This is a genomic window from Bradyrhizobium sp. AZCC 1577, assembly GCF_036924575.1.
In the GTDB taxonomy this organism is placed as follows: domain Bacteria; phylum Pseudomonadota; class Alphaproteobacteria; order Rhizobiales; family Xanthobacteraceae; genus Bradyrhizobium.
Window position 1 is genome coordinate 5,101,626 of the sequence record NZ_JAZHRQ010000001.1, and the last position, 22,118, is coordinate 5,123,743.

A 22,118-nucleotide genomic window follows, 5' to 3' on the forward strand; every position below is an offset into this window, starting at 1 on the left:
GGCCGAAACCGGCCGCCCTCGGACGAAGTCCTATTTCTCGACGGGGAAGTAGTAGTTCGCCATGAAGGAGTATGGCGGGAAATAGGACCGCTTGTACGGCACCACGGCGCTGGCATAGGCCTTCTGCGAGTCGTGCACCTTCTTGAAGAACGGGTTCTTGGCGCTCTCGGCCGCCGCGATCTCGTCCCATTTCTTGATGAAGGTCAGCAGGATCTCGGTTGGCGTGCGCAGGATCTGTACGCCGTGCTTCTGCTGCATTTCAATCAGCGCATCGGCGTTCTGGCGCTGCCACTTGGTCCACCAGACGAGGAATGTCTCGTTGGCCGCCGACTTGATGATCTCCTGATGCTGCGCGCTGAGCTCCTTCCACACATCGCCGTTGATCACGATTTCGCCGACAGTCACGTTCTCATGCAAGCCGGGCGAATAGTGATACTTCCAGACGTTGTGGAAGCCGAGCTGCATGTCCTCGATGCCGCCGACCCATTCAGCGCAATCGATCACGCCGCGCTGCGCGGAGGGAATGATTTCGCCGCCCGGCATGTTGACCACCGTGAAGCCTAGTGCCTGCCACACTTCGCCGGCCATGCCGGTCTGGCGGCATTTCATGCCCTTCATATCCTCGACCGTCTGGATCGGCTTCTTGAACCAGCCGAACGCCTGCGGCCCTGCGGGCAGGATGGGGAACACGACCAGATTGAGCTTGAGCTCCTTCTGATAGAAGTCGTTGTACAGCTCGAGGCCGCCGCCGTGATAGAGCCAGCCCATCACGTCCATGTAGTCCATGCCGAACGTGCCGCCGGGACCGCCGGTGAACAGGATCGCGGTCTTGTTCTTGCCGGTCCAGTAGCCGGCCCACGCATGCGCTCCGTCGAGCACCTTCTTGTGGGTCGCATCCAGCACCTCGAACGCCGGCACGACCTGGCCAGCGGGCATCGCTTCGATCTTCAGTGCGCCGGCCGATAGTTTGTTCACCCGCTCGGCGAAGTAGGTGAAGTTGTCATAGAGCGTAAGCGACGCCGGCCATGTGGCCTGCATCTTCAGCACCTTCGTCTGCGCCACGACTGTAGTGGTGGATCCGACAAACGCCGATGCGAACAAGGCAACGGCGATTAATCCCAGAAACAAGCGTTTCATGAGTCCTCTCCTCCCTTGGACAACGTGACCTTGGCGATCGCTTTTCTTCGTTTCTTCTCAGTCGCCAAGCTTGAAACCACGTCTGCCACCATCCTGCCACCATCGCGCCAAGTTGTCATCTTGCTTTCTGACCGCAGCAAGGGCCGGCAGACTGCCGCACCGCAGCTGTACTCTTCCGCGGAATCGTGCCGATGGATTTACCGGTGCTTGTTGCACCGCACGATCGCGCTACAGCCCCCGCACGAACGCCTCGAGCGCTGCGTTAGTCTCCTCTGGCGCCTCCTGCTGCACCCAATGTCCGATACCGGGGATGATGGTGGAGCCGCGGAAATCGGAGCAAGCAACTCCGGGGTCGGCGTAAAGATCGATGCCCGGGACGAAGGCGCGCACGGGATCGCGCTCGCCGGCGATGAAGGCCGATGGCTGCGCAATACTGCGTCCGCTCAATTCGGCCAGCTCGGCAAAGTCGAGTGTCTGTGCGCGATCTGGTGCCGCCAGGAGTACCCGAGCTCCGGGAATCCATGGACGCAGACAATCAGCGGGCCCGAGCCGCTGACGGCCACGTTGAGCTTGATCGCTCCGTTCGTCACGGTGACAAAGTCCATCACGGTCCCCCACATTGCCCCTCATATTAGCGACATCACGCGCGCCGCGAGCGCTGGCTCACGCAGCGCAGCCTGCGGCTTGAGGAGCTGCGAGACTTCTACGGTCAGCCGGTGCACCTCGGGATCCTGCGCGGCGAGCTTAGTCAAAGCCATACCATATTGCAGGCGCTGCGCGAGATCGGCGGGCCGCACGCCTCGCGTGGCGGGATAGACAAAATCGTTGACGGCAACGCCCCATGGCGTCGCGATGGTGTCCTGGATGGCAGCGAAGAAGTCACGTGCCAGGCGCTCCATGGGGACATCTTCCGTCAACAACCGGTCCATGATCACGGCTTCCTGCGCTGCCACGCTCATACCCTGGCCGAACACTGGATTGAAGCGGCAGAGGGCATCGCCCGTCGCAAGCAACCCCGCCGGAAAAGACTCAAGGCGCTCGAAATGTCGCCGCGTGCTGCAAGGCAACTGGTGGCGGACGATATCAGTCAGCGGGCGCGCGTCCCTGACCGCGTCATAGATCGTCGGGGTACGCAGGCTCCTGACGAAATCCATAAATCCCGCGCGGTCGCCCGGAGGCGTATCGCCATGATTGCCTCCGATGGAAAGCAGCCAGCGCTGTTTTTCGATCGGAAACAGGAACGCACCGCGGCTGCTGGCGGGTGCAGACGGCAGCATGATATTGCCCAGCCAGTCAGCATTGTGATCGAGCCGCTCGACAATGGTGCTCGCATAGGCCTGATCAATGCCGATCTCGGTTTCTTCGGGCTTCTGCAAAGAAAGCTCTTCGAGCAGTTGCAACGTCAGGCCGCCGCGGCCAGAGGCTTCTACAACCAGATCGGCTTCCACCGCGACTGCCTGACCATCATCGCTTTCATAAAGGACCGCCTCGACCCGCATCGTATCGCGCGATGCGACAAGCTTGATCACGCGGGAGCGCATGCAAATGCCGATATTCGGGGTTTGGAGAACGCGTTCTCTCGTGACGGCTTCGAGCAGTGGGCGCGACATGCTGAAAATATCGAAGCCGAGATCGCGAATGGGGAATGGGTCGAACCCGGGGCGCTCGAACCGGATGTCCTTCCCGGTACGGACCTTAACGGCGCCCGCTTCCGCCAGATCGTTCTCAAATCCCGGAAACAGCGTTTCCAGAGCCTTCAGCCCGCCCGCGAGCAGCATGTGGGCATGCTGGCATTGCGGCGTCCCTCTTCGCGGCGCCGCCTCCGCCGGAAGTACGTCCCGCTCGATGACCGTGACTTTCCTGAAATGCCTTGAGATCGCCTGAGCGGCCGTAAGGCCGGCCATGCCCGCGCCAATGACCACGGCATGACTTCTTGCAAAATCTGGCACGTGCTCCTCCTGTAGAAGGGAGCATGTCAAATATGATCGGAAAAAATTCAAAAGGTCACGTACGCCCGACGCAGTTGCTCGGACCGACCAAGCTTATCTGATCTTTTTTGGGGCAATAGTGAAAGGCGTCACAGGTTTGGGGTGGGAGCCCAGTCGCCTTCCGCGCGTCGAATCTGATCTCGTCGGACGCGCCGGATCGATCGTCGTAGCTTCGTCGTCGCGGCACGCCTCGCCCCCCGTCCGCGCCTGCAACTTGAAGGACGTGGCTCGTCCGAACGAACATCAGAAAATGTCGAAAGCACGTTCAAGACAGCACTTTGGCGCTACAACCCGGCGCTCCAATTAGCGGCTTGGTAACGGCCGGCTGGTAGTAACGAAAGAGGCCGTCATCAAGGGGCCGCCAGCCGGAAGGTATCCCCATGCATTCGAAGCGCGAGGCCCTTTCGGGCACGCTCACTGTCAAGACCACCCTTGCCGTGATCGTCGGGGTGCTCGCGATACTGGTCCTGATCTCTTGCGCCATTACCGGCGCAGATGCCTGGCGCAGCTACACGGCCGCCATCCGCGTTGCCGAGGTGAATGCAAACGCCGATCACCTGCTCAAGGGACTGGAGAACATTCAGCTTGAACGCGGTCAGACCAATACGGCCCTGCAGGCGCCTGCCCCGGCAAATGCTCAGACCGGCGAAGTGATCCAGAAGCGCCGTTCGCAGGGCGATGCCGTGCTGGCCCCGGCGCTCCGGCAGATTGCCGCCACCGCGACGCCGGAAGGCAAGAAGCTGATTGCCGACGTCGAGCAGGCCTATGAACACGTCAGGCAGCTCCGCCGCAGCGCCGATTCCGCCCTTCGAATTCCGAAGGAGCAGCGCGATGCCGAACTGCTCAAATCCTGGTACCCGGCCGTCTCCGACCTCCTGACCCGGATTCAATCGCTCTGGACCATTGCCTCGCGCGAAATCAGCAGGGAAGACGCCATCGTCGGCGAGCTTACGATGGTCAAGCAGAGCGCTTTCCTGATGCGCGAATATGCCGGCCGCGAACGCGCCGTTCACGCCGGCAATATCTCGGCCGGCCGCGCGCTATCGACCGAGCAGCAGCGTGACATCGCCAGTTGGCGCGGGCAGGTGCAGTCGAACTGGCAGACGATACGCGATCTAACCGCCGGTGCGGCGTCGCCGCTTGTCTCTGCCGTTGCCGCCGCCGAGCAAAACTTCCTCGGCAATTTCAAGGCTCAAACCGATACGATCTACAAGGCAGGCATCGCGGGCGCCGGTTATCCGATGACGGTCCAGCAATGGTACGACGCGTCGAACCCTGCGCTGGAATCCATCGTCCGGATCAAGGATGCCGCGGTCGACGTCACCAATGTCCACGCGGCGGCCAAGGCTGCGGCGGCAAGAGCCCAACTCATTCTCGTCGCCCTCGTCACGCTGCTCGGTATCGTTGTCGGCATGGGGTCGATCTGGGTGCTGTCCCGGCGCGTGATCCGCCCCCTGACCGCCATGACGGCCGCCATGCAGCGCCTTGCCGGCGGCGATCTGTCGATCGACATTCCTGCGCTGGCGCGGGCTGATGAGGTTGGCGAGATGGCGCGGTCGGTCGCGGTCTTCCGCGACAATGCCGTCAGGGCGAACGCACTGGCTGCCGAGCAGCGAGCGGAACAACAGAAGAAAGAGCAACGTCAACAGGTGATGGAGACGCTGACTTCAGGCTTCGACCAGAGCGCCAGCCGCGTGCTCGATGCCGTCGCGACATCGATCGTCGAAATGCGCGCCACCGCCGAAAGGATGGCAGCGGTCGCAACCGAAAATACCAACAAGGCCTCGGCCGTGGCATCGGGCGCGCAGGAAACGTCGAGCAACGTCCAGACGGTGGCCACCGCCACGGAAGAGCTGTCCGCGTCCGTCACCGAGATCAGCCGGCAGGTCAGCCAGTCGGCGGCGATCGCGGCAAAGGCCGTGCAGGAAGCGCAGGGAACCAACGCCGAAATTCAGGGCCTCGCGGCGATGGCACAGCGGATCGGCGACATCGTCAAGCTGATCAACAACATCGCCTCGCAGACCAATCTGCTGGCGCTCAATGCCACCATCGAAGCGGCGCGTGCCGGCGACAGCGGCAGGGGCTTTGCCGTCGTCGCGGCCGAGGTCAAGAGCCTCGCCGAGCAGACGTCAAAAGCCACCGAGGAGATCGCCTCCCAGATATCGGCGATCCAGGGAGCCACGCAGAAATCCGTCGTCTCGATCGAGGCGATCGGCAAGACCATCGGCGAGATCAGCGAGATCGCAACAACCATCGCCTCTGCGATCGAGCAACAGGGCGCGGCGACCCAGGAGATCGCTCGCAATGTGCAACAGGCTGCGGCCGGCACCCAGGAAGTGTCCGCCAATGTCGGCGGCGTCACCGAGGGCGCGGCAGCCACTGGCGCAGCGGCAAGCCAGGTCGAGACCGCCGCCGGCAATCTGTCGTGGCAGTCGCAGCAATTGCGCGAGCAGGTCGACGCGTTTCTTGGTCAGGTGCGCGCGGCATAGCCTGGCTAGTTCGGCCGGGCGCTGCCTTCATACATGAACGTCATCGCCTTCGGTCCTGGCATATAGCCGGTCTCCACCCGATCAATCCTGAAGCCTGCCGCTTCGATCATCGTGCTGATCGGTCGATTGAGGTGACAGCCGCCGCTGATACATTTCCAGGCCGGCGTCAGCCAGTCCTGCCATCGCCTCACATTCTTGTCCGGCGCCATGCCGTGTTCCACGAACAAGAGCTTGCCGCCAGGGCGAAGCACGCGTCGCATTTCGGTGAGCGCCATGGCGGCATCCGGAATGCTGCACAAGGTCCAGGTCGTCACCACCGTATCGACGCTGCGGTCATCGAGCGGAATGGCTTCCGCCGAAGCCTCGATGAAGTTGACCGGCGTACCCGGATGCAGAGCATCGCGGGCCATTGCGATGAGCTTCGGGGCCGGCTCCAGCGCCAAGAGCTCGCTCACCGGCGGCCGATAGAACGGCAAGTTGCGGCCCGAACCGATCCCGATCTCGAGCACGCGACCTTCGGCCGCGCCGATCACCCGCTCGCGATATGGCCGAAGCTGCTTGTTGCGCATCGCAAGGTCGCAAACCCGCGGCAGGATGACGTCGTTGTAGAAGCCCATAACTCGTCTCCATCAGTTCTGCTCGCGAGTCCCATCAGGCCGGCGCGTAACCCCGATGATGGATTTCACGGAGCTTGTCAGGATCGTGATTGGCCAATGAATATGCAACGCAACTCTCGCACTGCTCCAGGGCCGACTGTCGCTCTCCTGGTGGCGCAATTGTGTAACACGAACTTGCGTACTACCTTCCGTGGATGGCCGATGCTTGTTGTACACCTCCGCCCCTGAACTTGGACCGGAACCGCGGTAATCCGGCTTATCGCCGGGTTCTTTGGGTGGTCCTTGGCATCAATGCCGCCATGTTCCTCACCGAGATCGGCGCAGGCTTGGCGGCGGGATCGGCTTCGCTCCAAGCCGACGCGCTCGATTTTCTCGGCGACGCGGGAAACTATGCGATCAGCCTCTTTGTGGTTGGGATGGCACTGCGCTATCGCGCGTCAGCGGCGCTTGCCAAGGGCGCCACCATGGGAGCCTTCGGCCTCTGGGTAATTGCCATCGCCATCTGGCACGCCGCACAGGGGACGCTGCCGAGTGCATTCACCATGGGTGCGGTCGGCGTCATGGCCCTTGCCGCCAATGTTGCGTCATTCGGACTCTTATGGGCCTATCGCAACGGCGACGCCAACATGCGCTCGGCCTGGATTTGTACGCGTAACGACGTTCTAGGCAATCTCGCGGTGCTGCTGGCTGCACTCGGCGTGTTTGGCACCGGTACCGGTTGGCCGGACGTGCTTGTCGCTTCCTGCATGGCCGGACTTGCGCTTCAAGGCGCATTCGTGGTGGTGCGCCAATCCGCTGGTGAATTGAAGGCCGTGCCGGCATAAATCGATTTACGCCATTGGTGAGATGTGGAGGCCGCCAGCCGCCAATACCAGACCTCTCAGCATCGAGCCTCGATCATCCCGCTGATCTCTTCGGGTGCGGCAAAAATCACGTCTGCCCGGTCACCCATCATTCCCGCAGGCACAAGGGCTGGTGCGCCACCTTGCGGACCATCTTTGCCGGAATCAGTTTTCAGGCGCAGATTGCGCTCCCAAAAGGCGCGGGTCTTGCCATCAGCCGTGGTCACCCGATAGGTGTCGCGACAATAGGTGATTGCCTTCACCTGCATGTTCGACGCCAAACTTTTCAAATTGGGAACGCGGCCGCCGCCCATCATCCCACCCATCATTCCGCCCATGCCTCCCATTTGCCCTTGAGCGTACCGCTCCGGCGCGGCTCCCGGTTTGGTTGCTTCCCTCAGAAAGGCGAGCAGGTCTGCACGGTGCTGCGGGTCCTTGATGCCGTTGAATGGCATTTCGTTGTCCGGCACCATATCATTGGGATCGGCCAACCAGGCGTCCAGCGAACGGTCATCCCAGATGATGCCTGACGATTTGAGCGCGTCGGAGTAGCGTTCGAAGCTCGGTAACGCTCCGGCCTTCCGTCCCCACAAACCGGCAAGACTCGGTCCTGTCATGTTTTGATCCGGCTCAAGCGAATGGCATGGTGCGCACATGCGGAAATTCTGCTGACCCCGCGCGGCGTCGCCGTGCTGGGCCAACGAGGGAGACGAAAGTGCAATCGTCGAGAGCCCGATGACAATGAGTTTGTTCATTGCCGACCGTCCTTGCTCCCCGTGCGAAGGTACTTGATCAGTGCCGCGGCCGCCAGGATCAAGACGATCACGACCAACAACCAGACGAACCCCATGCCCCACATCATTCCAGGCATCATATTGTCCATCATTGGCTCACCTCAAACATCTCGCCGAGTCCAACTGTTGGAGGGTTATCTGCAAGCCGCTCGCTTCATGCACATGAGCATCATGAAGGTGCACGGCAGAGACGCCATGATGCGAAATATCTCGGCGCCTGTCAGCCAATTCCAGTTCCAGGCGACGCTCAAGGAAACCGCCGTTGCAAAGACAAGATACAGCGCTATCCAATAGCGAGCGAAATAACTGCCCAAAGTGGTGATTAGTGAGGTCCCGCCCATAGGTGTGCCGTTGTCCCGACTTAAGGTCATTGGAACGCCTCTTGCTGCGATGAAAGGGAATGTGACGGGTTGCGGGAGTAGACGATTTACCGCAACCCTCTTGCTTCAGATCGCGCCAATGCATCTCGGCCGGCGCCCTTCACGCGGCGGTATAGCGCCCGTGAGTATCAACGACCCTTCGGACCACCCTGGTAGCGGAATCCCGATGCGCCGCCGGCGGTCGTGGGCTCCTGACGGAACGTTGCCCGATCGTAGGCGAATGCAGAATACGGATCGGTTTGCGAGGCAGACCTGATCGGGGTGCTCTTCCTGGCTTCATTCGGCCAATAGCTTCTATCGGTAATGGTCGATCCTGCCTGCGCAGTCGCGGAGATCGCCACGAGCGGCAACAAGAGGGACATCGTGAGAAGGTGTTTGGTTGACATGTTCCGGCTCCATGATTGTGGAAGCGCCGTCATATGCGCCTCTAACCATGAGTTCGGAGCTAAATGCCAGCCGGTTACAGGCTCACGCCGACGTGAAAACCGCCAGCGCCGCAACAAGTCTTGGGCTCAATGCTGCGCCCGCGAAGGTGCGAAGCATAATTGCGCACTCTGGCCACTCCCGAGGTCAACCGAACAGGCACGATCAATGCACGTCGTTGATCGCCTTCTTCCATCCTCGGAAGCGGTAACCATGGCCCGTCACGGTTTCGATGGAAGCTGCGAAGGGGCCGAGCTTCTTCCGCAGTGACCCGACAACGGCGTCCACCTTGTTCGAGCCCGCGAAGGGGGTGTTCCAGATTTCGGCGAGCATCTCGTCTCGGGTGATGACGCGTCCACTTGCCTGGATCAGGGCGAGTATCACAGCGTACTCCAGCCGCGTCGTTGGGCGACGTTGACCGTCCAGGACGATCTCACGATTGGCCTCGTCGAGTCGGCATCCGGATAACGGTGCTGAGGCAGCCGCGCGTACCTCATCGCCGGCAAGGAACGAATGGACCGCGTCGGCAATCGCGTCGCCATCGATCCATGGCAGGTGTATGTCGCCGTCCAGTGTTATGAGCCGCGCGCGAGGTAATTCGGCAGCGAGCTTTTGGCCAGCTTCAAGGGGGATCGCGCGGTCCTTGCGCCGATGTATGACCAGCGCCTCTGCACGGACGCGTGAAAGGACATCTGCGGCATTCATCTCACAGCTCAGGCGCAGTAATTGCGCCGCCTGCGGTGCATTCGCCCAGTCACACTGGTTTCGGGAAAAATCTTCCGAATCCTGCGGCGCTGCACCGGGCAGGAATAGCGCCGTAAGCGCGACCGATCCAAGGCCCCAGTGCGCCTTCACGAGGTCAGTGAGCGCATCGCGCAGATCGGGCGTCGCTATATCGGCCCCCCTCGCATACGAACCATAAAAACACAAGCGGCGGACGCGTTCCTGGTGCGCAGCCGCATACGTGAGCGCAACCGGTCCCGCGCAAGACACCGCGAACAATGAGAACTGGCTATCGCCGAGTTCATCGGCGAGTGTTGCGAGCAGTTGCACTTCGTCCGCTTGCGTTCGCGGTGGAACGTCGCGATCGCTCAGACCGGTGCCCGGTCGGTCGTAGCGGACGACGCGAAAGCCCTCCGCCAGGCGACTGAAGAAACGCCGAAATCCCGGATGCTCCCAATCGCGCTCGACGTGACTGACCCACCACGCGGGGCAGAGGATGAGCGGCCCTTCGCCGACCGTGGCATAGGCGATCCGGGCTCCGTTTGCGTCCCGAATGAATCGAATGACCTGCACCGCCGGTATCGATCTCCCATGGCTCTCATTCAATTCTCATAACAATTTCATCGCCTTTTCAAGCTGGGTCTTGCCGCCACCCGATAGATTCGATGCGATCGACGAAGGACCGCTTTATCCTGGCTATCCTTCGATTGTCGTCCCCTTCGAACAGTAGGATGTTGGAGGCAATTCATGACCATGGACATGACCACGATGGGCTCGGGCGCGTTGCTGGCAATGGGGGTTTATCACCTCGCCATTTTCACCTTCGCTGTGCTTGGAATCGCGGCGTCGATCAAATATCTGCGCTCCTGATTTGTCAGGCTACCTGACGTTCGGGATCGCAGAAATCGCTCGCGTGCGCCGCAGGATGAACGACATGTTTGCAATTGACGGTGCTGCACGACGCACTGCTGCTGTCGTGGTAACCGCAATCCGGACGCTGTGGAGCGAGCGAATTTCGTCGGGCTCATTCCTCCTTGGTCTGCTGGCCGGTGCGGGACTGACCGTACAAATACACAAATGGTGGACCTCGTCCTTGAGCCTCTGCTTGTCCTCCGCTGGGCTCCGCCAACTCAACGACACCCAATCCGATCTGGTCCTTGCGTTCACGTTGTATCCGGTCACTACGTCGGCCGGACAAATGGCAGTGCTCACTGTCGCGGTCGCCGCGCTTATTGGGTTTCTGCTTTGGACCAAGCGAGCGACCTCGGCTTCATTCTTTTTGGGCGTGCTTGCGGGCACCGGCTTCGTTTTGAGCTTCGATATCGTCTGGGTCCATTGGATCTTTGGCCTCCATCACCTTACGAATACACAAATGGACCTCGTCCTTGAACCCCTGTTCGTCCTGCTCGGACTCGCCTTCTTGTGGTTTGCGATCACACGAGAGCGCCGCCAAGCTACTTAAAGTGATCAGAACTGCTCATCGTGGGGTACTGGCTCGCCCGAGGCGCTCCGGCGCACTGTCCGGCAGATACCACGAGAGTTGACCATGCACGGTAGTCTCGGAGGCGACAATGATTGGTCTAACGAATTCTTATGCTCAGTTGGCAATTGAGAGCATTGTGGTGGGCAGCATTGCGACATTGGTGGCGGATCTCTGGTCTCGCCTGCTGCAGACCGTTGTCGGCATCCCACGGGCAAATTGGGGATTGGTTGGACGCTGGGTGGCTGCATTCCCGCGCGGGGTATTCGTTCATCGCCCGATCACAGCAACACCGGCGGTCCGCGGCGAGCTTGCGATCGGCTGGACATTCCACTATGCGGTCGGGATCGCCTATGCGGCACTCTATCTTGTGATCTTGAGATCGGGCCTCGGCTCGGAACCAAGTCTCCTTTCGGCTGTGGCGTTCGGATTGGTCGTTCTCATTGCGCCCTGGTTTGTCATGCAGCCGGCGCTCGGTCTCGGCTTCATGGCGGCGCGTATGCCAAAGCCCACAGCCGTTCGTATCCTCAATATTTCCGTACATACGTGGTTCGGCGTCGGGCTCTATCTCGGTGCCACGGCCTGGCTAATGGGCACGAGGTCAATCACGAACGCGATCTGAACTGCGACGGTCACCAGCGTAGAAGGCGCGGCCCCAACAACGCGCCAGCCAGGGTGCACAGCACAATCGTCCCGCCGTACCAGACAGCAATAAACGGTAGCGAATCGTCTGTACAATGGAGCGCATAAGCCGTTGCGCTGACGCCTCCTGCGATGAGGCCTGCGAACGCGCCGGCTCGCGAAAGATTGGTGGGAGCGCCTTTTCGCACGGCCCAAATTGAAACAGCGAAGGGAACAATCGCAATGACCGGAATGGAGAGAAGGCATTCCAGCCATTCATCGCCCACGATCATCCTTCCCCAATGTGCAGGGGGCGCGGACCCAAGGCTGACTGCGGCAAGAATCAAAACGATGAGAAACGGCATAACGATAAGGAAAAGCGACATCCTCCGTTCACTGCCAGGGCGCGCCAGGCGCACCAAGTAGGTCATCGCGAGACCGACAACCCCAACCGCGAACGCCAGCTTGATGGTGAGATAGATCAGCGCGCGGGTTGTCGTCAGGTCGGGGCGGAGGCCCAGGCCGGCAAAAGCAATGCCGAGGGCCGCGATCGCCGCCGTGGCAATTGCGACATAAAGCGATCGGACAACCGCCTTGCGATCGACAGGCTCAAGGTTCGTGCTCAGAAGCGCAACCAGATCGTCCGTCTTCATGTTCGTGTTTCCTGGGCAATCAACCGAGCAAGCATTTTGAGCCCGCGATGAATATTTACCTTTACGCCCGGCTCTGAGAGCCCGCATCGATTCGCAGCTTCAGCCACGCTCAGCCCGTCAAGTTTTACGGCCTCGATCGCGCATTGCATGCCCTTTGGCAGCCGCTGCATGAGCCGCCGGACATCATGCGTGCTTTCGATCTCGGAATTGTCATCACGTGCCATGACCTCATCGGCCTCGTCGATCGGCACCTCGGCGAGCGATGCACGATTCCGACGCAGAAAATCGATCAGTTTGTAGCGCGCGATGGCGTGCACCCAAGGCGTGAGTGGCTCCCGCGGGTCATAGGTATGCCGCTTGAGGTGGATTGCCAATATGGCCTCCTGGACCAAATCTTCGGCCTGCGCCATCCCTCTTCCAACGGCGACGAGCTTGGCCTTGTAATAGGCACGTAGGCGACGGCTCAACCGATCGAGGAGCGAGCGGTGTGCCGCCGCGTCACCCTCGAGGCTCGCAAGCATGAGGGCCTTGAGTTCGATTTCGAGGGTCGTCATGCCTGCTATCTCGTTAGTTCGATGGTCCGCCGGATTTGGTTACAGCAGGTTTGATCACTCGACAGGCTCGGGAACTTTTCGCGGTGCGACAGGAGACGCAATCGACCGCGGGGGCTCGACGGAATCGTCCCCATTCTTCAGCCCGAAGCCCTTCACAAGTCCGAAGATCGCCGGGATCACGATCAGCGTCAGCAAGGTCGAGGAAATCATGCCGCCGATCATCGGCACCGCGATACGCTGCATGATCTCCGAGCCTGTGCCGCTGCTCCACATGATCGGGAGCAGCCCGGCCATGATGGCGACCACGGTCATCATCTTCGGACGCACCCGCTCCACCGCACCCTCCATGATGGCGTCGTAGAGATCACGCTTCGTCAGCGGCCGGTTCTCGGCGGCACGACGGGCGCTGAATTCGGCCAGCGCCTGGTTCAGATAGATCAGCATCACCACGCCGGTCTCGGCAGCAACGCCGGCGAGCGCGATAAAGCCGACCGCGACCGCGACGGACAGGTTGAAGCCGAGCCACCACATCAGCCAGAGCCCGCCGACCAGCGCAAACGGCAGCGACAGCATCACGATCATCGTCTCGGTGACGGAGCGGAAGTTGAGATACAGCAGCAGGAAGATGATGAGCAGCGTCGCGGGAACGACAATTTTGAGCCTTGCGGTGGCGCGCTCGAGGTACTCGTACTGGCCGCTCCACATCACATAGTAGCCCGGAGGAAACTGAATGCTGGCTTGCACGGCGCGCTGCGCCTCGGCGACGTAGCCGCCGAGATCGCGGTCGCGGATGTCGACGTAGATGTAAGTCGCCAACTGGCCGTTCTCGGTGCGAATCGAGGACGGCCCACGCGCCGGCACGACCTTTGCGACTTCGCCGAGCGGGACGGCGCCGCCGGCCGGCATGGGCACCAGCACGTCACTTGCAATCGCCTTCGGATTGTCGCGCAAATCCCGCGGGTAGCGCATGTTGACGGAAAAGCGCTGGCGGCCCTCGACTGTCGTCGTGACCGTCTGTCCGCCAAGCGCAGTAGCGATGGTGTCCTGGACATCCTGAATCATGATGCCGTACCGCGCCATCGCTTCGCGGTCCGGCGTGATCTCCAGATAGTAGCCGCCGATGCCACGCTCGGCGTAGGCGGACGAGGTGCCGGGCACCGCTTTCAGGACCTGCTCGATCTGTTTCGCGAGCTTGTCGATCTCGACCAGATCGGTGCCGATCACCTTGACGCCGATCGGGGTGCGGATGCCGGTCGACAGCATGTCGATACGGGCCTTGATCGGCATGGTCCAGGCGTTGGAGACGCCGGGAAATTGCAGGGCCTTGTCCATTTCCGCGATCAGGCTGTCGATCGTCACGCCTGCCCGCCACTCCTGCTTCGGCTTGAGATTGACGACGGTCTCGTACATTTCCGATGGCGCCGGATCGGTTGCGGTCGCGGCGCGGCCTGCCTTGCCGTAGACGGATTCGACTTCCGGAAACGACCGGATGATCCGATCCTGGGTCTGCATCAGTTCAGCGGATTTGGTGATAGAGATGCCCGGCAATGTCGTCGGCATGTAGAGTAGCGTGCCCTCGTTCAGGTTCGGCATGAACTCGGTGCCGAGCTGGCGGGCCGGCCAGACGCTCACCGCCAGGATGGCAAGCGCGATCAGGATCACGAAAGACTTGGCGCGCAGCACGCCCTTGATCACCGGTCGATAGATGAAGATCAGGAAGCGGTTGATCGGATTCCTGTGCTCCGGAACGATTCTGCCGCGGATGAAGATTACCATCAGCGCAGGCACCAGCGTCACCGAGAGCAGCGCGGCGGCGGCCATGGCGAAGGTCTTGGTGAACGCCAGCGGGCTGAACAGCCGTCCCTCCTGCTGTTCCAGCGTGAAGATCGGCATGAACGATACGGTGATGATCAGCAGGCTGAAGAACAGCGCCGGACCGACCTGCGCGGCCGCCTCAATCAGGATGGCCATCCGGGACTTTCCGGGCTCCGCTCGTTCGAGGTGCTTGTGGGCATTCTCGATCATGACGATTGCTGCATCCACCATGGCGCCGATCGCGATCGCGATGCCGCCAAGGCTCATGATGTTGGAGCCGAGCCCCAGCAGCTTCATGGCGCCGAACGCCATCAATATGCCGACCGGCAGCATCAGAATCGCAACCAGCGCACTGCGGACGTGCAGCAGGAACACGATGCAGACCAGCGCAACGACGACACTTTCCTCGAACAGCGTGTGCTTGAGCGTGTCGATGGCCGCGTAGATCAGGTTCGAGCGGTCGTAAACCGGCACGATCTCGACCGATTTCGGCAGGCTGCTGGCGATTTCCTTGAAACGCTTCTTGACGTTCTCGATGACGTTGAGTGCGTTGACGCCAAAGCGCTGCAGCACGATACCGCTCGCGACCTCGCCCTCCCCGTTCAGTTCGGTGATGCCGCGCCGCTCGTCGGGGCCGAGTTCGACTCTCGCGATATCGCGCAAAAGCACCGGCGTTCCGTTGCTCACCTTCAGCACGACATTGCCGAGGTCGTTGATGCTCTTCAGGTAGCCCTTGCCGCGGATGACATATTCGAACTCGGACAGTTCGACGGTGCGGCCGCCGACGTCGGCGTTGCTGGCACGAATCGCCTCGCGCATCTTCTGCATGGTGATGCCGCGATCGCGCATGCGCTGCGGATCGAGGATCACATTGTACTGCTTGACGAAGCCGCCGACGCTCGCCACTTCGGCGACACCTTCGGCCTTGGCGAGCGCGAACTTCAGATTCCAGTCCTGGATCGTGCGCGTGTCGGAAAGGTTCAGCTCCTTCGACACGATAGCATATTGGTAAACCCAGCCGACGCCGGTCGCATCCGGGCCGATGGTCGGCGTCACGCCGGCGGGAATGCGCGAGGTCGCGGCGTTTAGGAATTCGAGCACCCGCGAGCGCGCCCAGTAGATGTCCGTGCCATCCTCGAAGATGACGTAGACGAAGGAGACGCCGAAGAAGGAAAAGCCGCGCACCACCTTCGATTTCGGCACCGTCAACATCGCGGTGGTGAGCGGATAGGTGACCTGGTCCTCGATGACCTGCGGCGCCTGACCGGGGTACTCCGTGTAAACGATGACCTGCGTGTCGGAGAGGTCGGGGATAGCGTCTAGCGGCAGATGGACCAGCGCGTAGATGCCAGCCGCAGCGGCAAAGCCGCTGCCGAATAGCACCAGCAGGAGGTTGCGAGCCGACCAAGCGATCAAGCGGGCAATCATGGCTGAGCTCCCTCGGCGAAGCCCTTGAGTGCCGCCTTCAGGTTGCTTTCCGCATCGATCAGGAAATTGGCCGAGATGACGACGGGCTCGCCGTCTTTCAGCCCGCTGCGGATTTCGACCAGTCCGTCTCCCCGACGGCCGATCTTGACGTCGCGGGGCTCGAATCGTCCCTCACCCTTGTCAACCAGAACGACCTGGCGCGCCCCCGTATCGAGCACCGAGCTGTCGGGAACGGCCAAAACAGGCTCCGCGCCGCCAATCTCGACATCGGCGTCCACATACATGTCCGGCAGCAATGCGAGGTCGGGATTTGCAAGTTCGATCCGAACGCGGGCTGTCCGTGTCTCGCGGTTGACCTGGGGATAAATGACCGAGATCTTTCCGGAGAAGTCCCGTCCCGGGAAGCTGCGCGCGCGCACGGTTACGCCTTGTCCGACAGCAAGCGAGCCGAGATCACGCTCGGCGATGTCAATTACCGCCCAAACCACCGACGTATCCGCAACGCGGAAGAGCACGTCGCCCGGTTGAGCTCGCATACCCTCGACGGCGTTGCGTTCCAACACGATGCCGTCCCGTGGGGCCGTCCAGGCGACGGTCACCGGGACGACCCGCGTTCTTTCGACCTCGGTGATTACCGCGTCGGGCACGTCAAGGTTCATCAACCGCTGCCGTGAACCGCGTCCGTAGGACGGTTCGCCCGCCGTAGTCTTGGACGTCAATGTCGTCACATACTCGGCGGCAGCACTGGAAACCGCCGGACTGTAGACCTGCATCAGCGGCTGCCCCTTCTTGACAAAGGTACCAGTCGTGACGTCGGCAACTGTTTGCAGGTAGGTTTCCGCACGCATCGCGATGACTGAGACTCGACGCTCGTCGAGTTGGATCGTGCCTGGCGCCCGCACGACCGTCCGGATCGGGCGAGTGGCCGCCGGCTCCGATTTGACACCGGTGCGCTGAATCTTTCCCGGCGAGACCTTGACCGATCCGTCGCCGCTGTCCTCGCCCTCATAGACGGGGATGTAGTCCATCCCCATCGAGTCCTTCTTGGGCGTCGGCGAAACATCCGGCAGCCCCATCGGGTTGCGGTAATACTTGACCTTGCGGTCGGTGGGCGGAGCCGCCGCGCTTTCCTGCGGCGGATCGTCAAAACTGATGTCGGCGCCCCGGAGGACGGCCCGGTAGTCGCGGCCATCCGGCGTCTTCTTTGGCGTCAGCGAGTAGAACGGCTTGCCGTTCGGATCCTGATAGTAGATCGCGGCGCCCGCCGGTTCGCTCGCCTGGGCCATGACGTGGGCATGCGTGGTCTCTCTGCGCGGCCAGAGATAGGGACGCGCGAGGACGCCGGCGACCACGGCAACTGTAACGGCGGCAGCGATCGCAACCTGAACGGACCGGTTCATTTGTCGGCCTGAATAACGAGCTTGTTGTCGACTGTGCCGGTTTCGCCCTGCACTTTTGCGCCGAGCGACAATTGCCACCGGCCGGCCATGCTGAAATCGGCCTTGAAGCGGTAGGTACCGGGTTCGGATCCCGGCAGGGGCGTAAGCTCGGTCACCATCTCTTGCATCGCATCCGGTGCCATATCGAGACGCGTTGCAAAGATCACCGCGTCCGGAACGGCCTTGCCCGTCGTCTTATCGATGAGCTTGACCGCAATGATCTTGTCGCGACCGGTCTTCACAGTCGGTTCGACGAGCTTGAACTCGTAATTCTTGATATCAGCGAGTGCGACGGTTGCGGCGCATGTCAGGACAGCGGCGCTCAGCGCGACCCGCAGGCCGCGCGAAAACTGAATTGCCTTCATCATGGTATCCTCGATCTACTGGTCAGCCGCCATTGGCGGCATGGGCGCGGACGCCACGAAGCGCCGCGAGATTCCGGCGTTACGCCGAAAGGACCAGGGACCGGGGAGGTTTTGGCGGAGGTGAGTACCCGAGGCTTTCCACTTCCGGATCGCTGCCGGGCAGCAGCGTGCGAAGGGTCACGGGCTGGATTTCGGCAATGCCGGCCGGCAGCGGCGCCTGCAACGTCGTCGATACGCAAAGCGCCATCAACGGGCACTGGTCGCAATCGACCGGCGCCGATTTCTCCGGGCAGCACGGCATGTCGTCGGACATGGCCGCGTCATCGGACATCGCCGTCATGGCCATTGGTGCCATGGCGCCCGTATTCGCCCGCGCCGTGAGCGGGGCGATGACGAGGCCGACGATCACAAAAATCGCCAGCAGCCGGCAAAGGTGAATCGAGTATTTCACGCGTTCAGTTTCGCACATCTCGGCCCATGATGGGAAGCAGAGTTCCATCACGAAACCGCGGGTTTCGTTAACGTAAGCCAGCGGACGAAGACCGCATTTGCGATGAATCAAAGCCCACCCCTGACCCCAATTCAGATTGGCCGGCTGCCCAGAACGTTTTTCAAGGCCGCGACTTGAGCTAGCGGCCGCCCCCCCGGCGGTGGTCTGTCCTCAGCAAGGAGCCCAGCCATGCACGCCCGCGAAATGATTGGCACCCACCCGGCCGTCCAAGGCCAGATCAGTGACGCCCTGATCCGTTGCATCGAGGAATGCTACTCCTGCGCCCAGACCTGCACCTCCTGCGCCGACGCCTGCCTGTCGGAGCGCATGGTTCAGGAGCTGACCCAGTGCATCCGGCTTGACCTGGATTGCGCCGATATCTGCAATATCACCGGCCGCATCATGACCCGCCGAACGGGTTTCGACGACGAGGTGATGCGCCGCATGCTCAGCGTCTGCGCCGCCGCCTGCCGGCTTTGCGCGGAGGAATGCCAGCGGCACGCAGCCACGCACGAACATTGCCGCATCTGCGCGGAAAGCTGCCGCCGCTGCATGGAAGCTTGCCAGGAGGTCTCACGCGGCATGGCGCATTAGCGCGCGGCAATCAGCCCTCGTGCCGGAACACGCTGAACTGAAAAGCCTGCCGGGACTCCCACGGCGTAGCGTGCTCGTGCCGCTGCGTGTGGACCAACTTGAACGCTGTGCCCAGCGTCCGTCCGAGACTCTCGCTGTCGTAGCGCGCGACCGGCAGGCCGCTGCACTTTTCGGGGCCGTCGAGCGCAAAGGTGGCGATGATGGCGTGCCCGCCGATCTTCAGGCCCCGCTTGAGGCGCGCAATGTAGGCGGCGCGATCGCCTGCGTCGGTGAGAAAGTGGAACGCTGCCCGATCGTGCCAGATGTCGTAGGGCTTGGCCGGCTCCCAGGTCGTCGCATCCGCGACGATCCAGCCAACCCGCTCGGCGCTGGCGCCAAGGTGGCTCTCCAGGCGGCGCTTGGCAGCGGCCAACGCCGCGGCGGAAAGATCGAGCACGGTGATATCCTCAAATCCCTGCTCGACGAGACTGTCGACCAGCCGCGAGGCGCCGCCGCCGATGTCTATGATGGCCGACTTGTGCGTCACCCCCGCCTGCACGATCAGGTCGAGCGAAGGAACCGGGCTTTGCTGAAACCAGCTAACCTCGTTCTCGCCCTTTGTCGTGTAGACGTTCTCCCAATGGGCCTGACGGCCGGCATCTCCCATAGGACCTTCCCCTCGCTGTATGCGACGCTGAATATGTGGTCATCCCTCTCGTCCTCGACAACGAGGGGCGACCATGCCGTCGGCGCTCGGACCCGCAGCTCTTGCTTCGCAACGGAGAGCGCAGGACCAATACATAACCAACACGGCATGCGTTGAGCGGGTGGCCACTGACGTCAACCTGCATATTGGTCGCAAATCGGACAAATAATTTGGCCTTTCGGTGTTCCCGCTTGACTAATCCATATCTCGGCGGGTATGTATCAATCAATAACCAGAGAGTTATTGATTTCGAATGCCCAACGCTCATGACGTGCTGTTCAGAACACTCGCCGACCCAAGCCGTCGGGCGATCTTCGAGCGGCTGTGCCGCGAAGGAGAGCAAACGGTCGGGGCGCTGACGGCCCGGGCCGGGATCTCGCAGCCGGCCGTCTCGAAGCATCTTGGCGTTTTGAAACAGGCGGGGTTGGTGCGCGACCGCCACGAAGGCCGCCAGACGCACTACAGCGCGCAACTCGGTGCGCTGGCCCCGCTGATCGACTGGGCGAGCCAGATGCACGGCTTCTGGCAGAACCGGTTCGATAACCTGGAAGACCTGCTCAAACGGATGGACCAATGACAAATACCGCCCCCGAAACGCGCACCGTCGTCGTCGAACGCGAAATGTCGCATCCGCCGGAAAAGCTCTGGCGCGCGCTCACGCAACCCCACTTGATGGAGGAGTGGCTGATGAAGAACGACTTCAAGCCCGTCGTGGGTCACCATTTCAATCTTCGCGGCGATTGGGGTGGCGTGCTGGACTGCGAGGTCCTTGCCATCGAGCCGAACAAGGCGCTGTCGTACACCTGGAATTTCAAGCACGACGATGCGGCTTTCAATCTAGAAAGTGTCGTGACTTTCACGCTGACGCCAACGCCCACAGGCACCCTCCTGCGCATGGAGCAGACCGGTTTCCGGCCGGATCAGAAGCAGGCCTATGGCGGCGCCCTCGCTGGATGGCAGCAATTCTTCGCCAAGCTGGAAGAGCTCGTGGCGCGGACGGATTGAACCGCCGCGTCACGCTCCGGCTCGTCTGCAAAAGTCTGCAAAAGGAGGGCTCATTGAACTGGAACACGTGGATTCGGCAGATTCACCGCTGGCTGTCGATTGCCTTCATGGTGACCGTCGTCGCCAATTTCATTGCCATCGGACTGGGGGAGCCTTCCCCGTGGGTGGTATACTCCCCATTGCCGCCGCTCTTTTTACTGATGTTCACCGGCCTGTACATGTTCGTGCTGCCCTACGCCGCCAAATGGCGCAGTGGCTGACGTACCGGCGACAGGAGCGAACACAATGGCGCAAACGACGTCGAGAAGGCCGGCGAAGATCGCAAAGAAGACCACCGCCAAGCAGGCTACCGCAAAGCCCGTCCTGCTCTCAGGCGGCAATCCTCAGATCGCAAAGGGATACGGCGATGCCCCCGTGCAGGCCTACATCGCGGCCATGCCGGGCTGGAAACGCGACGTCGGGCGCCACCTCGACGCGCTGATCGTCCGCACCGTCCCCGGCGTGCACAAGGCGGTCAAATGGAATACGCCCTTTTATGGCGTCGAGGACCAGGGCGGCTGGTTCCTCGCCTTTCACTGCTTCACGAAGTACGTCAAAGTGACCTTCTTCCGCGGCACATCGCTCCACCCTCTCCCGCCCGGCGAGTCCAAGCACAAGGAAGTGCGCTATCTCGACATCCATGAGGACGGCCTTGACGAAGCGCAGCTTGTTGCCTGGGTGAAGCAAGCGAGCCAATTGCCCGGCGAACGATTGTGAGCGAATGACAACAGCCATGAAGAAAGCAACAATGAAGAAGAGCGGCGCGAGCGAAGGAAAAGGCGGAAGCTCTCCCTCTCGGCACATCGATGCGCGAATCAAGGAGCTGGGCGATTGGCGCGGCGAGATGCTCGCGCGGATTCGAAGCATCATCAAGCAGGCCGATCCCGAGGTGGTCGAGGAGTGGAAGTGGCGCGGCGTTCCGGTGTGGGAGCACGACGGCATCATCTGCACCGGAGAGACCTACAAGGCGGTCGTGAAGATGACCTTCGCCAGGGGCGCCTCGCTGGAAGACTCGTCAGGCCTCTTCAACTCCAGCTTGGAGGGCAACACCCGGCGCGCCATCGATTTCCATGAAGGCGACAAGATCGACGAAAAGGCATTGAAGGCGCTCATTCGCGAGGCCGTGGCACTGAACACGTCGAAGCGAGCGGCCGCGCGACCCGCCAGCGCCCGGAAGAAATCAAAGAGCGCTTGAGCAAACGAAGGCTAGAGCCTTTGGTTCTGATTGAATCAGAACCGGGCTCTAGATTCTTGTTCTGACGCGAACCGGTGTCCACTTCGCTGGAAAACGCTATAGCCATCACCGAGGATGAAGCTGCAGCTCCAGCAATGCGAGCCGTTGCAGGACAACCGGGTCACGCTCTCCGCCGTGAGCGGCGCGCAGGATCGCTTCCGCGATTAATTGAACGTGGTGGGAATGGACGGGCTCCGGGAGCGTAGCGACGGCGGCGTCAAGCGCCTGCTCCATCACCGAGATGACCTCGGGCGGAAACGACGCGTTTGCAAAATCCTTCATGGCCGGCGGCTAAAAGAAAGCGGTCGCCGATGCGCCATGTA

Annotated in this window: 27 protein-coding genes; 12 read left to right on the forward strand and 15 right to left on the reverse strand. The window is 61.6% G+C overall.

Features of this window, described 5'->3' with window-relative positions; translation table 11 throughout:
- Positions 1 to 30 precede the first annotated feature (30 nt).
- The 3 genes from V1278_RS24275 to V1278_RS24285 form a co-directional block, all read right to left on the reverse strand.
- On the reverse strand, positions 31 to 1,137 hold the full coding sequence (locus tag V1278_RS24275; protein ID WP_334382432.1) for a TRAP transporter substrate-binding protein: 1,107 nt from the start codon (positions 1,135 to 1,137) through the stop codon (positions 31 to 33).
- Between the two features lie 228 nt (positions 1,138 to 1,365).
- Positions 1,366 to 1,584 carry an alpha/beta fold hydrolase gene (locus V1278_RS24280; RefSeq protein WP_334382433.1) on the reverse strand — a complete coding sequence of 73 codons (219 nt, stop codon included), beginning with the start codon at positions 1,582 to 1,584 and terminating at the stop codon, positions 1,366 to 1,368.
- A 179-nt stretch (positions 1,585 to 1,763) separates the two neighbouring features.
- Positions 1,764 to 3,086 (reverse strand): FAD-dependent oxidoreductase, encoded by a 1,323-nt coding sequence (locus V1278_RS24285; protein ID WP_334382434.1) that lies wholly within the window; start codon positions 3,084 to 3,086, stop codon positions 1,764 to 1,766.
- Positions 3,087 to 3,505: 419 nt separating this feature from the next.
- Here V1278_RS24285 and V1278_RS24290 point away from each other — a divergent pair, with 419 nt between their 5' ends.
- Positions 3,506 to 5,614, forward strand: coding sequence for a methyl-accepting chemotaxis protein (locus V1278_RS24290; protein ID WP_334382435.1), 2,109 nt, complete (start codon positions 3,506 to 3,508; stop codon positions 5,612 to 5,614).
- 5 nt (positions 5,615 to 5,619) lie between these two features.
- Here the strand turns inward: V1278_RS24290 and V1278_RS24295 are convergent, their stop codons facing one another.
- Positions 5,620 to 6,231, reverse strand: a complete 612-nt coding sequence (locus V1278_RS24295; RefSeq protein ID WP_334382436.1) for a class I SAM-dependent methyltransferase — start codon at positions 6,229 to 6,231, stop codon at positions 5,620 to 5,622.
- A gap of 194 nt (positions 6,232 to 6,425) precedes the next feature.
- Between V1278_RS24295 and V1278_RS24300 the strand changes: the two genes are divergently transcribed.
- The gene (locus V1278_RS24300; RefSeq protein ID WP_334368527.1) at positions 6,426 to 7,055 is read left to right on the forward strand and encodes a cation transporter; all 630 of its coding nucleotides are present in this window, start codon (positions 6,426 to 6,428) and stop codon (positions 7,053 to 7,055) included.
- Between the two features lie 56 nt (positions 7,056 to 7,111).
- Here the strand turns inward: V1278_RS24300 and V1278_RS24305 are convergent, their stop codons facing one another.
- The gene (locus tag V1278_RS24305) at positions 7,112 to 7,828 is read right to left on the reverse strand and encodes a c-type cytochrome (protein ID WP_334382437.1); all 717 of its coding nucleotides are present in this window, start codon (positions 7,826 to 7,828) and stop codon (positions 7,112 to 7,114) included.
- Positions 7,829 to 7,861: 33 nt separating this feature from the next.
- Here V1278_RS24305 and V1278_RS24310 point away from each other — a divergent pair, with 33 nt between their 5' ends.
- Positions 7,862 to 8,161: a hypothetical protein gene (locus V1278_RS24310; protein ID WP_334369299.1), complete on the forward strand. Its 300-nt coding sequence runs from the start codon at positions 7,862 to 7,864 to the stop codon at positions 8,159 to 8,161.
- A 214-nt stretch (positions 8,162 to 8,375) separates the two neighbouring features.
- Here V1278_RS24310 and V1278_RS24315 read toward each other — a convergent pair whose 3' ends face one another.
- Both V1278_RS24315 and V1278_RS24320 read right to left on the reverse strand, forming a co-directional pair.
- Positions 8,376 to 8,633 carry a hypothetical protein gene (locus V1278_RS24315; RefSeq protein WP_334368525.1) on the reverse strand — a complete coding sequence of 86 codons (258 nt, stop codon included), beginning with the start codon at positions 8,631 to 8,633 and terminating at the stop codon, positions 8,376 to 8,378.
- A gap of 202 nt (positions 8,634 to 8,835) precedes the next feature.
- Positions 8,836 to 9,966 carry an alpha/beta fold hydrolase gene (locus V1278_RS24320; protein ID WP_334382438.1) on the reverse strand — a complete coding sequence of 377 codons (1,131 nt, stop codon included), beginning with the start codon at positions 9,964 to 9,966 and terminating at the stop codon, positions 8,836 to 8,838.
- Between the two features lie 174 nt (positions 9,967 to 10,140).
- On the opposite strand from V1278_RS24320, the gene V1278_RS24325 reads away from it, so the two are divergent.
- The 3 genes from V1278_RS24325 to V1278_RS24335 all read left to right on the forward strand — a co-directional run bounded on the left by V1278_RS24325 (position 10,141) and on the right by V1278_RS24335 (position 11,495).
- A complete protein-coding gene (locus V1278_RS24325) occupies positions 10,141 to 10,263 on the forward strand; it encodes a hypothetical protein (protein WP_334368522.1) in 123 nt (40 codons plus the stop codon).
- Positions 10,264 to 10,327: 64 nt separating this feature from the next.
- Entirely contained in the window at positions 10,328 to 10,855 is a 528-nt protein-coding gene (locus V1278_RS24330; protein ID WP_334368521.1) for a hypothetical protein, read from the forward strand.
- A gap of 109 nt (positions 10,856 to 10,964) precedes the next feature.
- Positions 10,965 to 11,495: a DUF2938 family protein gene (locus tag V1278_RS24335; protein WP_334368520.1), complete on the forward strand. Its 531-nt coding sequence runs from the start codon at positions 10,965 to 10,967 to the stop codon at positions 11,493 to 11,495.
- A 10-nt stretch (positions 11,496 to 11,505) separates the two neighbouring features.
- Here the strand turns inward: V1278_RS24335 and V1278_RS24340 are convergent, their stop codons facing one another.
- The 6 genes from V1278_RS24340 to V1278_RS24365 all read right to left on the reverse strand — a co-directional run bounded on the left by V1278_RS24340 (position 11,506) and on the right by V1278_RS24365 (position 18,157).
- Positions 11,506 to 12,147, reverse strand: coding sequence for a DUF1109 domain-containing protein (locus V1278_RS24340; RefSeq protein ID WP_334368519.1), 642 nt, complete (start codon positions 12,145 to 12,147; stop codon positions 11,506 to 11,508).
- Positions 12,144 to 12,701 (reverse strand): sigma-70 family RNA polymerase sigma factor, encoded by a 558-nt coding sequence (locus V1278_RS24345; protein ID WP_334368518.1) that lies wholly within the window; start codon positions 12,699 to 12,701, stop codon positions 12,144 to 12,146. Before V1278_RS24345 ends, V1278_RS24340 begins: the two co-directional genes overlap by 4 nt.
- A 54-nt stretch (positions 12,702 to 12,755) precedes the next feature.
- On the reverse strand, positions 12,756 to 15,944 hold the full coding sequence (locus V1278_RS24350) for an efflux RND transporter permease subunit (RefSeq protein ID WP_334382439.1): 3,189 nt from the start codon (positions 15,942 to 15,944) through the stop codon (positions 12,756 to 12,758).
- Positions 15,941 to 17,344 carry an efflux RND transporter periplasmic adaptor subunit gene (locus V1278_RS24355; RefSeq protein ID WP_334382440.1) on the reverse strand — a complete coding sequence of 468 codons (1,404 nt, stop codon included), beginning with the start codon at positions 17,342 to 17,344 and terminating at the stop codon, positions 15,941 to 15,943. The genes V1278_RS24350 and V1278_RS24355 overlap by 4 nt, the downstream gene beginning before the upstream one ends.
- Entirely contained in the window at positions 17,341 to 17,748 is a 408-nt protein-coding gene (locus V1278_RS24360; protein WP_334369266.1) for a FixH family protein, read from the reverse strand. Before V1278_RS24360 ends, V1278_RS24355 begins: the two co-directional genes overlap by 4 nt.
- 79 nt (positions 17,749 to 17,827) lie before the next feature.
- Positions 17,828 to 18,157 carry a hypothetical protein gene (locus tag V1278_RS24365; RefSeq protein WP_334368515.1) on the reverse strand — a complete coding sequence of 110 codons (330 nt, stop codon included), beginning with the start codon at positions 18,155 to 18,157 and terminating at the stop codon, positions 17,828 to 17,830.
- Between the two features lie 270 nt (positions 18,158 to 18,427).
- Between V1278_RS24365 and V1278_RS24370 the strand changes: the two genes are divergently transcribed.
- Positions 18,428 to 18,832, forward strand: coding sequence for a four-helix bundle copper-binding protein (locus V1278_RS24370; RefSeq protein WP_334368514.1), 405 nt, complete (start codon positions 18,428 to 18,430; stop codon positions 18,830 to 18,832).
- 10 nt (positions 18,833 to 18,842) lie between these two features.
- Here V1278_RS24370 and V1278_RS24375 read toward each other — a convergent pair whose 3' ends face one another.
- A complete protein-coding gene (locus V1278_RS24375) occupies positions 18,843 to 19,478 on the reverse strand; it encodes a class I SAM-dependent methyltransferase (RefSeq protein WP_334368513.1) in 636 nt (211 codons plus the stop codon).
- Between the two features lie 292 nt (positions 19,479 to 19,770).
- Here V1278_RS24375 and V1278_RS24380 point away from each other — a divergent pair, with 292 nt between their 5' ends.
- The 5 genes from V1278_RS24380 to V1278_RS24400 are packed head-to-tail and all read left to right on the forward strand — an operon-like array spanning position 19,771 to position 21,756.
- Positions 19,771 to 20,094 carry an ArsR/SmtB family transcription factor gene (locus V1278_RS24380; protein ID WP_213247700.1) on the forward strand — a complete coding sequence of 108 codons (324 nt, stop codon included), beginning with the start codon at positions 19,771 to 19,773 and terminating at the stop codon, positions 20,092 to 20,094.
- The gene (locus V1278_RS24385) at positions 20,091 to 20,522 is read left to right on the forward strand and encodes an SRPBCC family protein (RefSeq protein WP_334368512.1); all 432 of its coding nucleotides are present in this window, start codon (positions 20,091 to 20,093) and stop codon (positions 20,520 to 20,522) included. Before V1278_RS24380 ends, V1278_RS24385 begins: the two co-directional genes overlap by 4 nt.
- Before the next feature lie 53 nt (positions 20,523 to 20,575).
- On the forward strand, positions 20,576 to 20,782 hold the full coding sequence (locus V1278_RS24390) for a hypothetical protein (RefSeq protein WP_334382441.1): 207 nt from the start codon (positions 20,576 to 20,578) through the stop codon (positions 20,780 to 20,782).
- Between the two features lie 25 nt (positions 20,783 to 20,807).
- On the forward strand, positions 20,808 to 21,278 hold the full coding sequence (locus V1278_RS24395; RefSeq protein WP_334368510.1) for a DUF1801 domain-containing protein: 471 nt from the start codon (positions 20,808 to 20,810) through the stop codon (positions 21,276 to 21,278).
- A gap of 16 nt (positions 21,279 to 21,294) precedes the next feature.
- Positions 21,295 to 21,756 (forward strand): DUF1801 domain-containing protein, encoded by a 462-nt coding sequence (locus tag V1278_RS24400; protein ID WP_334382442.1) that lies wholly within the window; start codon positions 21,295 to 21,297, stop codon positions 21,754 to 21,756.
- A gap of 105 nt (positions 21,757 to 21,861) precedes the next feature.
- On the opposite strand, the gene V1278_RS24405 is transcribed toward V1278_RS24400, so the two are convergent.
- Positions 21,862 to 22,077 carry a hypothetical protein gene (locus V1278_RS24405; RefSeq protein WP_334368508.1) on the reverse strand — a complete coding sequence of 72 codons (216 nt, stop codon included), beginning with the start codon at positions 22,075 to 22,077 and terminating at the stop codon, positions 21,862 to 21,864.
- Positions 22,078 to 22,118 lie beyond the last annotated feature (41 nt).

What these genes read in the sequence shown, in the direction of transcription:
- V1278_RS24405 (WP_334368508.1), bottom strand. Translation starts at nt 22,077, where the DNA reads ATGAAGGATTTTGCAAACGCGTCGTTTCCGCCCGAGGTCATCTCGGTG.
- V1278_RS24295 (WP_334382436.1), bottom strand. Translation starts at nt 6,231, where the DNA reads ATGGGCTTCTACAACGACGTCATCCTGCCGCGGGTTTGCGACCTTGCG.
- V1278_RS24370 (WP_334368514.1), top strand. Translation starts at nt 18,428, where the DNA reads ATGCACGCCCGCGAAATGATTGGCACCCACCCGGCCGTCCAAGGCCAG.
- V1278_RS24300 (WP_334368527.1), top strand. Translation starts at nt 6,426, where the DNA reads ATGGCCGATGCTTGTTGTACACCTCCGCCCCTGAACTTGGACCGGAAC.
- V1278_RS24375 (WP_334368513.1), bottom strand. Translation starts at nt 19,478, where the DNA reads ATGGGAGATGCCGGCCGTCAGGCCCATTGGGAGAACGTCTACACGACA.
- V1278_RS24275 (WP_334382432.1), bottom strand. Translation starts at nt 1,137, where the DNA reads ATGAAACGCTTGTTTCTGGGATTAATCGCCGTTGCCTTGTTCGCATCG.
- V1278_RS24355 (WP_334382440.1), bottom strand. Translation starts at nt 17,344, where the DNA reads ATGAACCGGTCCGTTCAGGTTGCGATCGCTGCCGCCGTTACAGTTGCC.
- V1278_RS24360 (WP_334369266.1), bottom strand. Translation starts at nt 17,748, where the DNA reads ATGAAGGCAATTCAGTTTTCGCGCGGCCTGCGGGTCGCGCTGAGCGCC.
- V1278_RS24335 (WP_334368520.1), top strand. Translation starts at nt 10,965, where the DNA reads ATGATTGGTCTAACGAATTCTTATGCTCAGTTGGCAATTGAGAGCATT.
- V1278_RS24385 (WP_334368512.1), top strand. Translation starts at nt 20,091, where the DNA reads ATGACAAATACCGCCCCCGAAACGCGCACCGTCGTCGTCGAACGCGAA.
- V1278_RS24330 (WP_334368521.1), top strand. Translation starts at nt 10,328, where the DNA reads ATGTTTGCAATTGACGGTGCTGCACGACGCACTGCTGCTGTCGTGGTA.
- V1278_RS24325 (WP_334368522.1), top strand. Translation starts at nt 10,141, where the DNA reads ATGACCATGGACATGACCACGATGGGCTCGGGCGCGTTGCTGGCAATG.
- V1278_RS24340 (WP_334368519.1), bottom strand. Translation starts at nt 12,147, where the DNA reads ATGAAGACGGACGATCTGGTTGCGCTTCTGAGCACGAACCTTGAGCCT.
- V1278_RS24395 (WP_334368510.1), top strand. Translation starts at nt 20,808, where the DNA reads ATGGCGCAAACGACGTCGAGAAGGCCGGCGAAGATCGCAAAGAAGACC.
- V1278_RS24290 (WP_334382435.1), top strand. Translation starts at nt 3,506, where the DNA reads ATGCATTCGAAGCGCGAGGCCCTTTCGGGCACGCTCACTGTCAAGACC.
- V1278_RS24315 (WP_334368525.1), bottom strand. Translation starts at nt 8,633, where the DNA reads ATGTCAACCAAACACCTTCTCACGATGTCCCTCTTGTTGCCGCTCGTG.
- V1278_RS24350 (WP_334382439.1), bottom strand. Translation starts at nt 15,944, where the DNA reads ATGATTGCCCGCTTGATCGCTTGGTCGGCTCGCAACCTCCTGCTGGTG.
- V1278_RS24345 (WP_334368518.1), bottom strand. Translation starts at nt 12,701, where the DNA reads ATGACGACCCTCGAAATCGAACTCAAGGCCCTCATGCTTGCGAGCCTC.
- V1278_RS24380 (WP_213247700.1), top strand. Translation starts at nt 19,771, where the DNA reads ATGCCCAACGCTCATGACGTGCTGTTCAGAACACTCGCCGACCCAAGC.
- V1278_RS24400 (WP_334382442.1), top strand. Translation starts at nt 21,295, where the DNA reads ATGAAGAAAGCAACAATGAAGAAGAGCGGCGCGAGCGAAGGAAAAGGC.
- V1278_RS24305 (WP_334382437.1), bottom strand. Translation starts at nt 7,828, where the DNA reads ATGAACAAACTCATTGTCATCGGGCTCTCGACGATTGCACTTTCGTCT.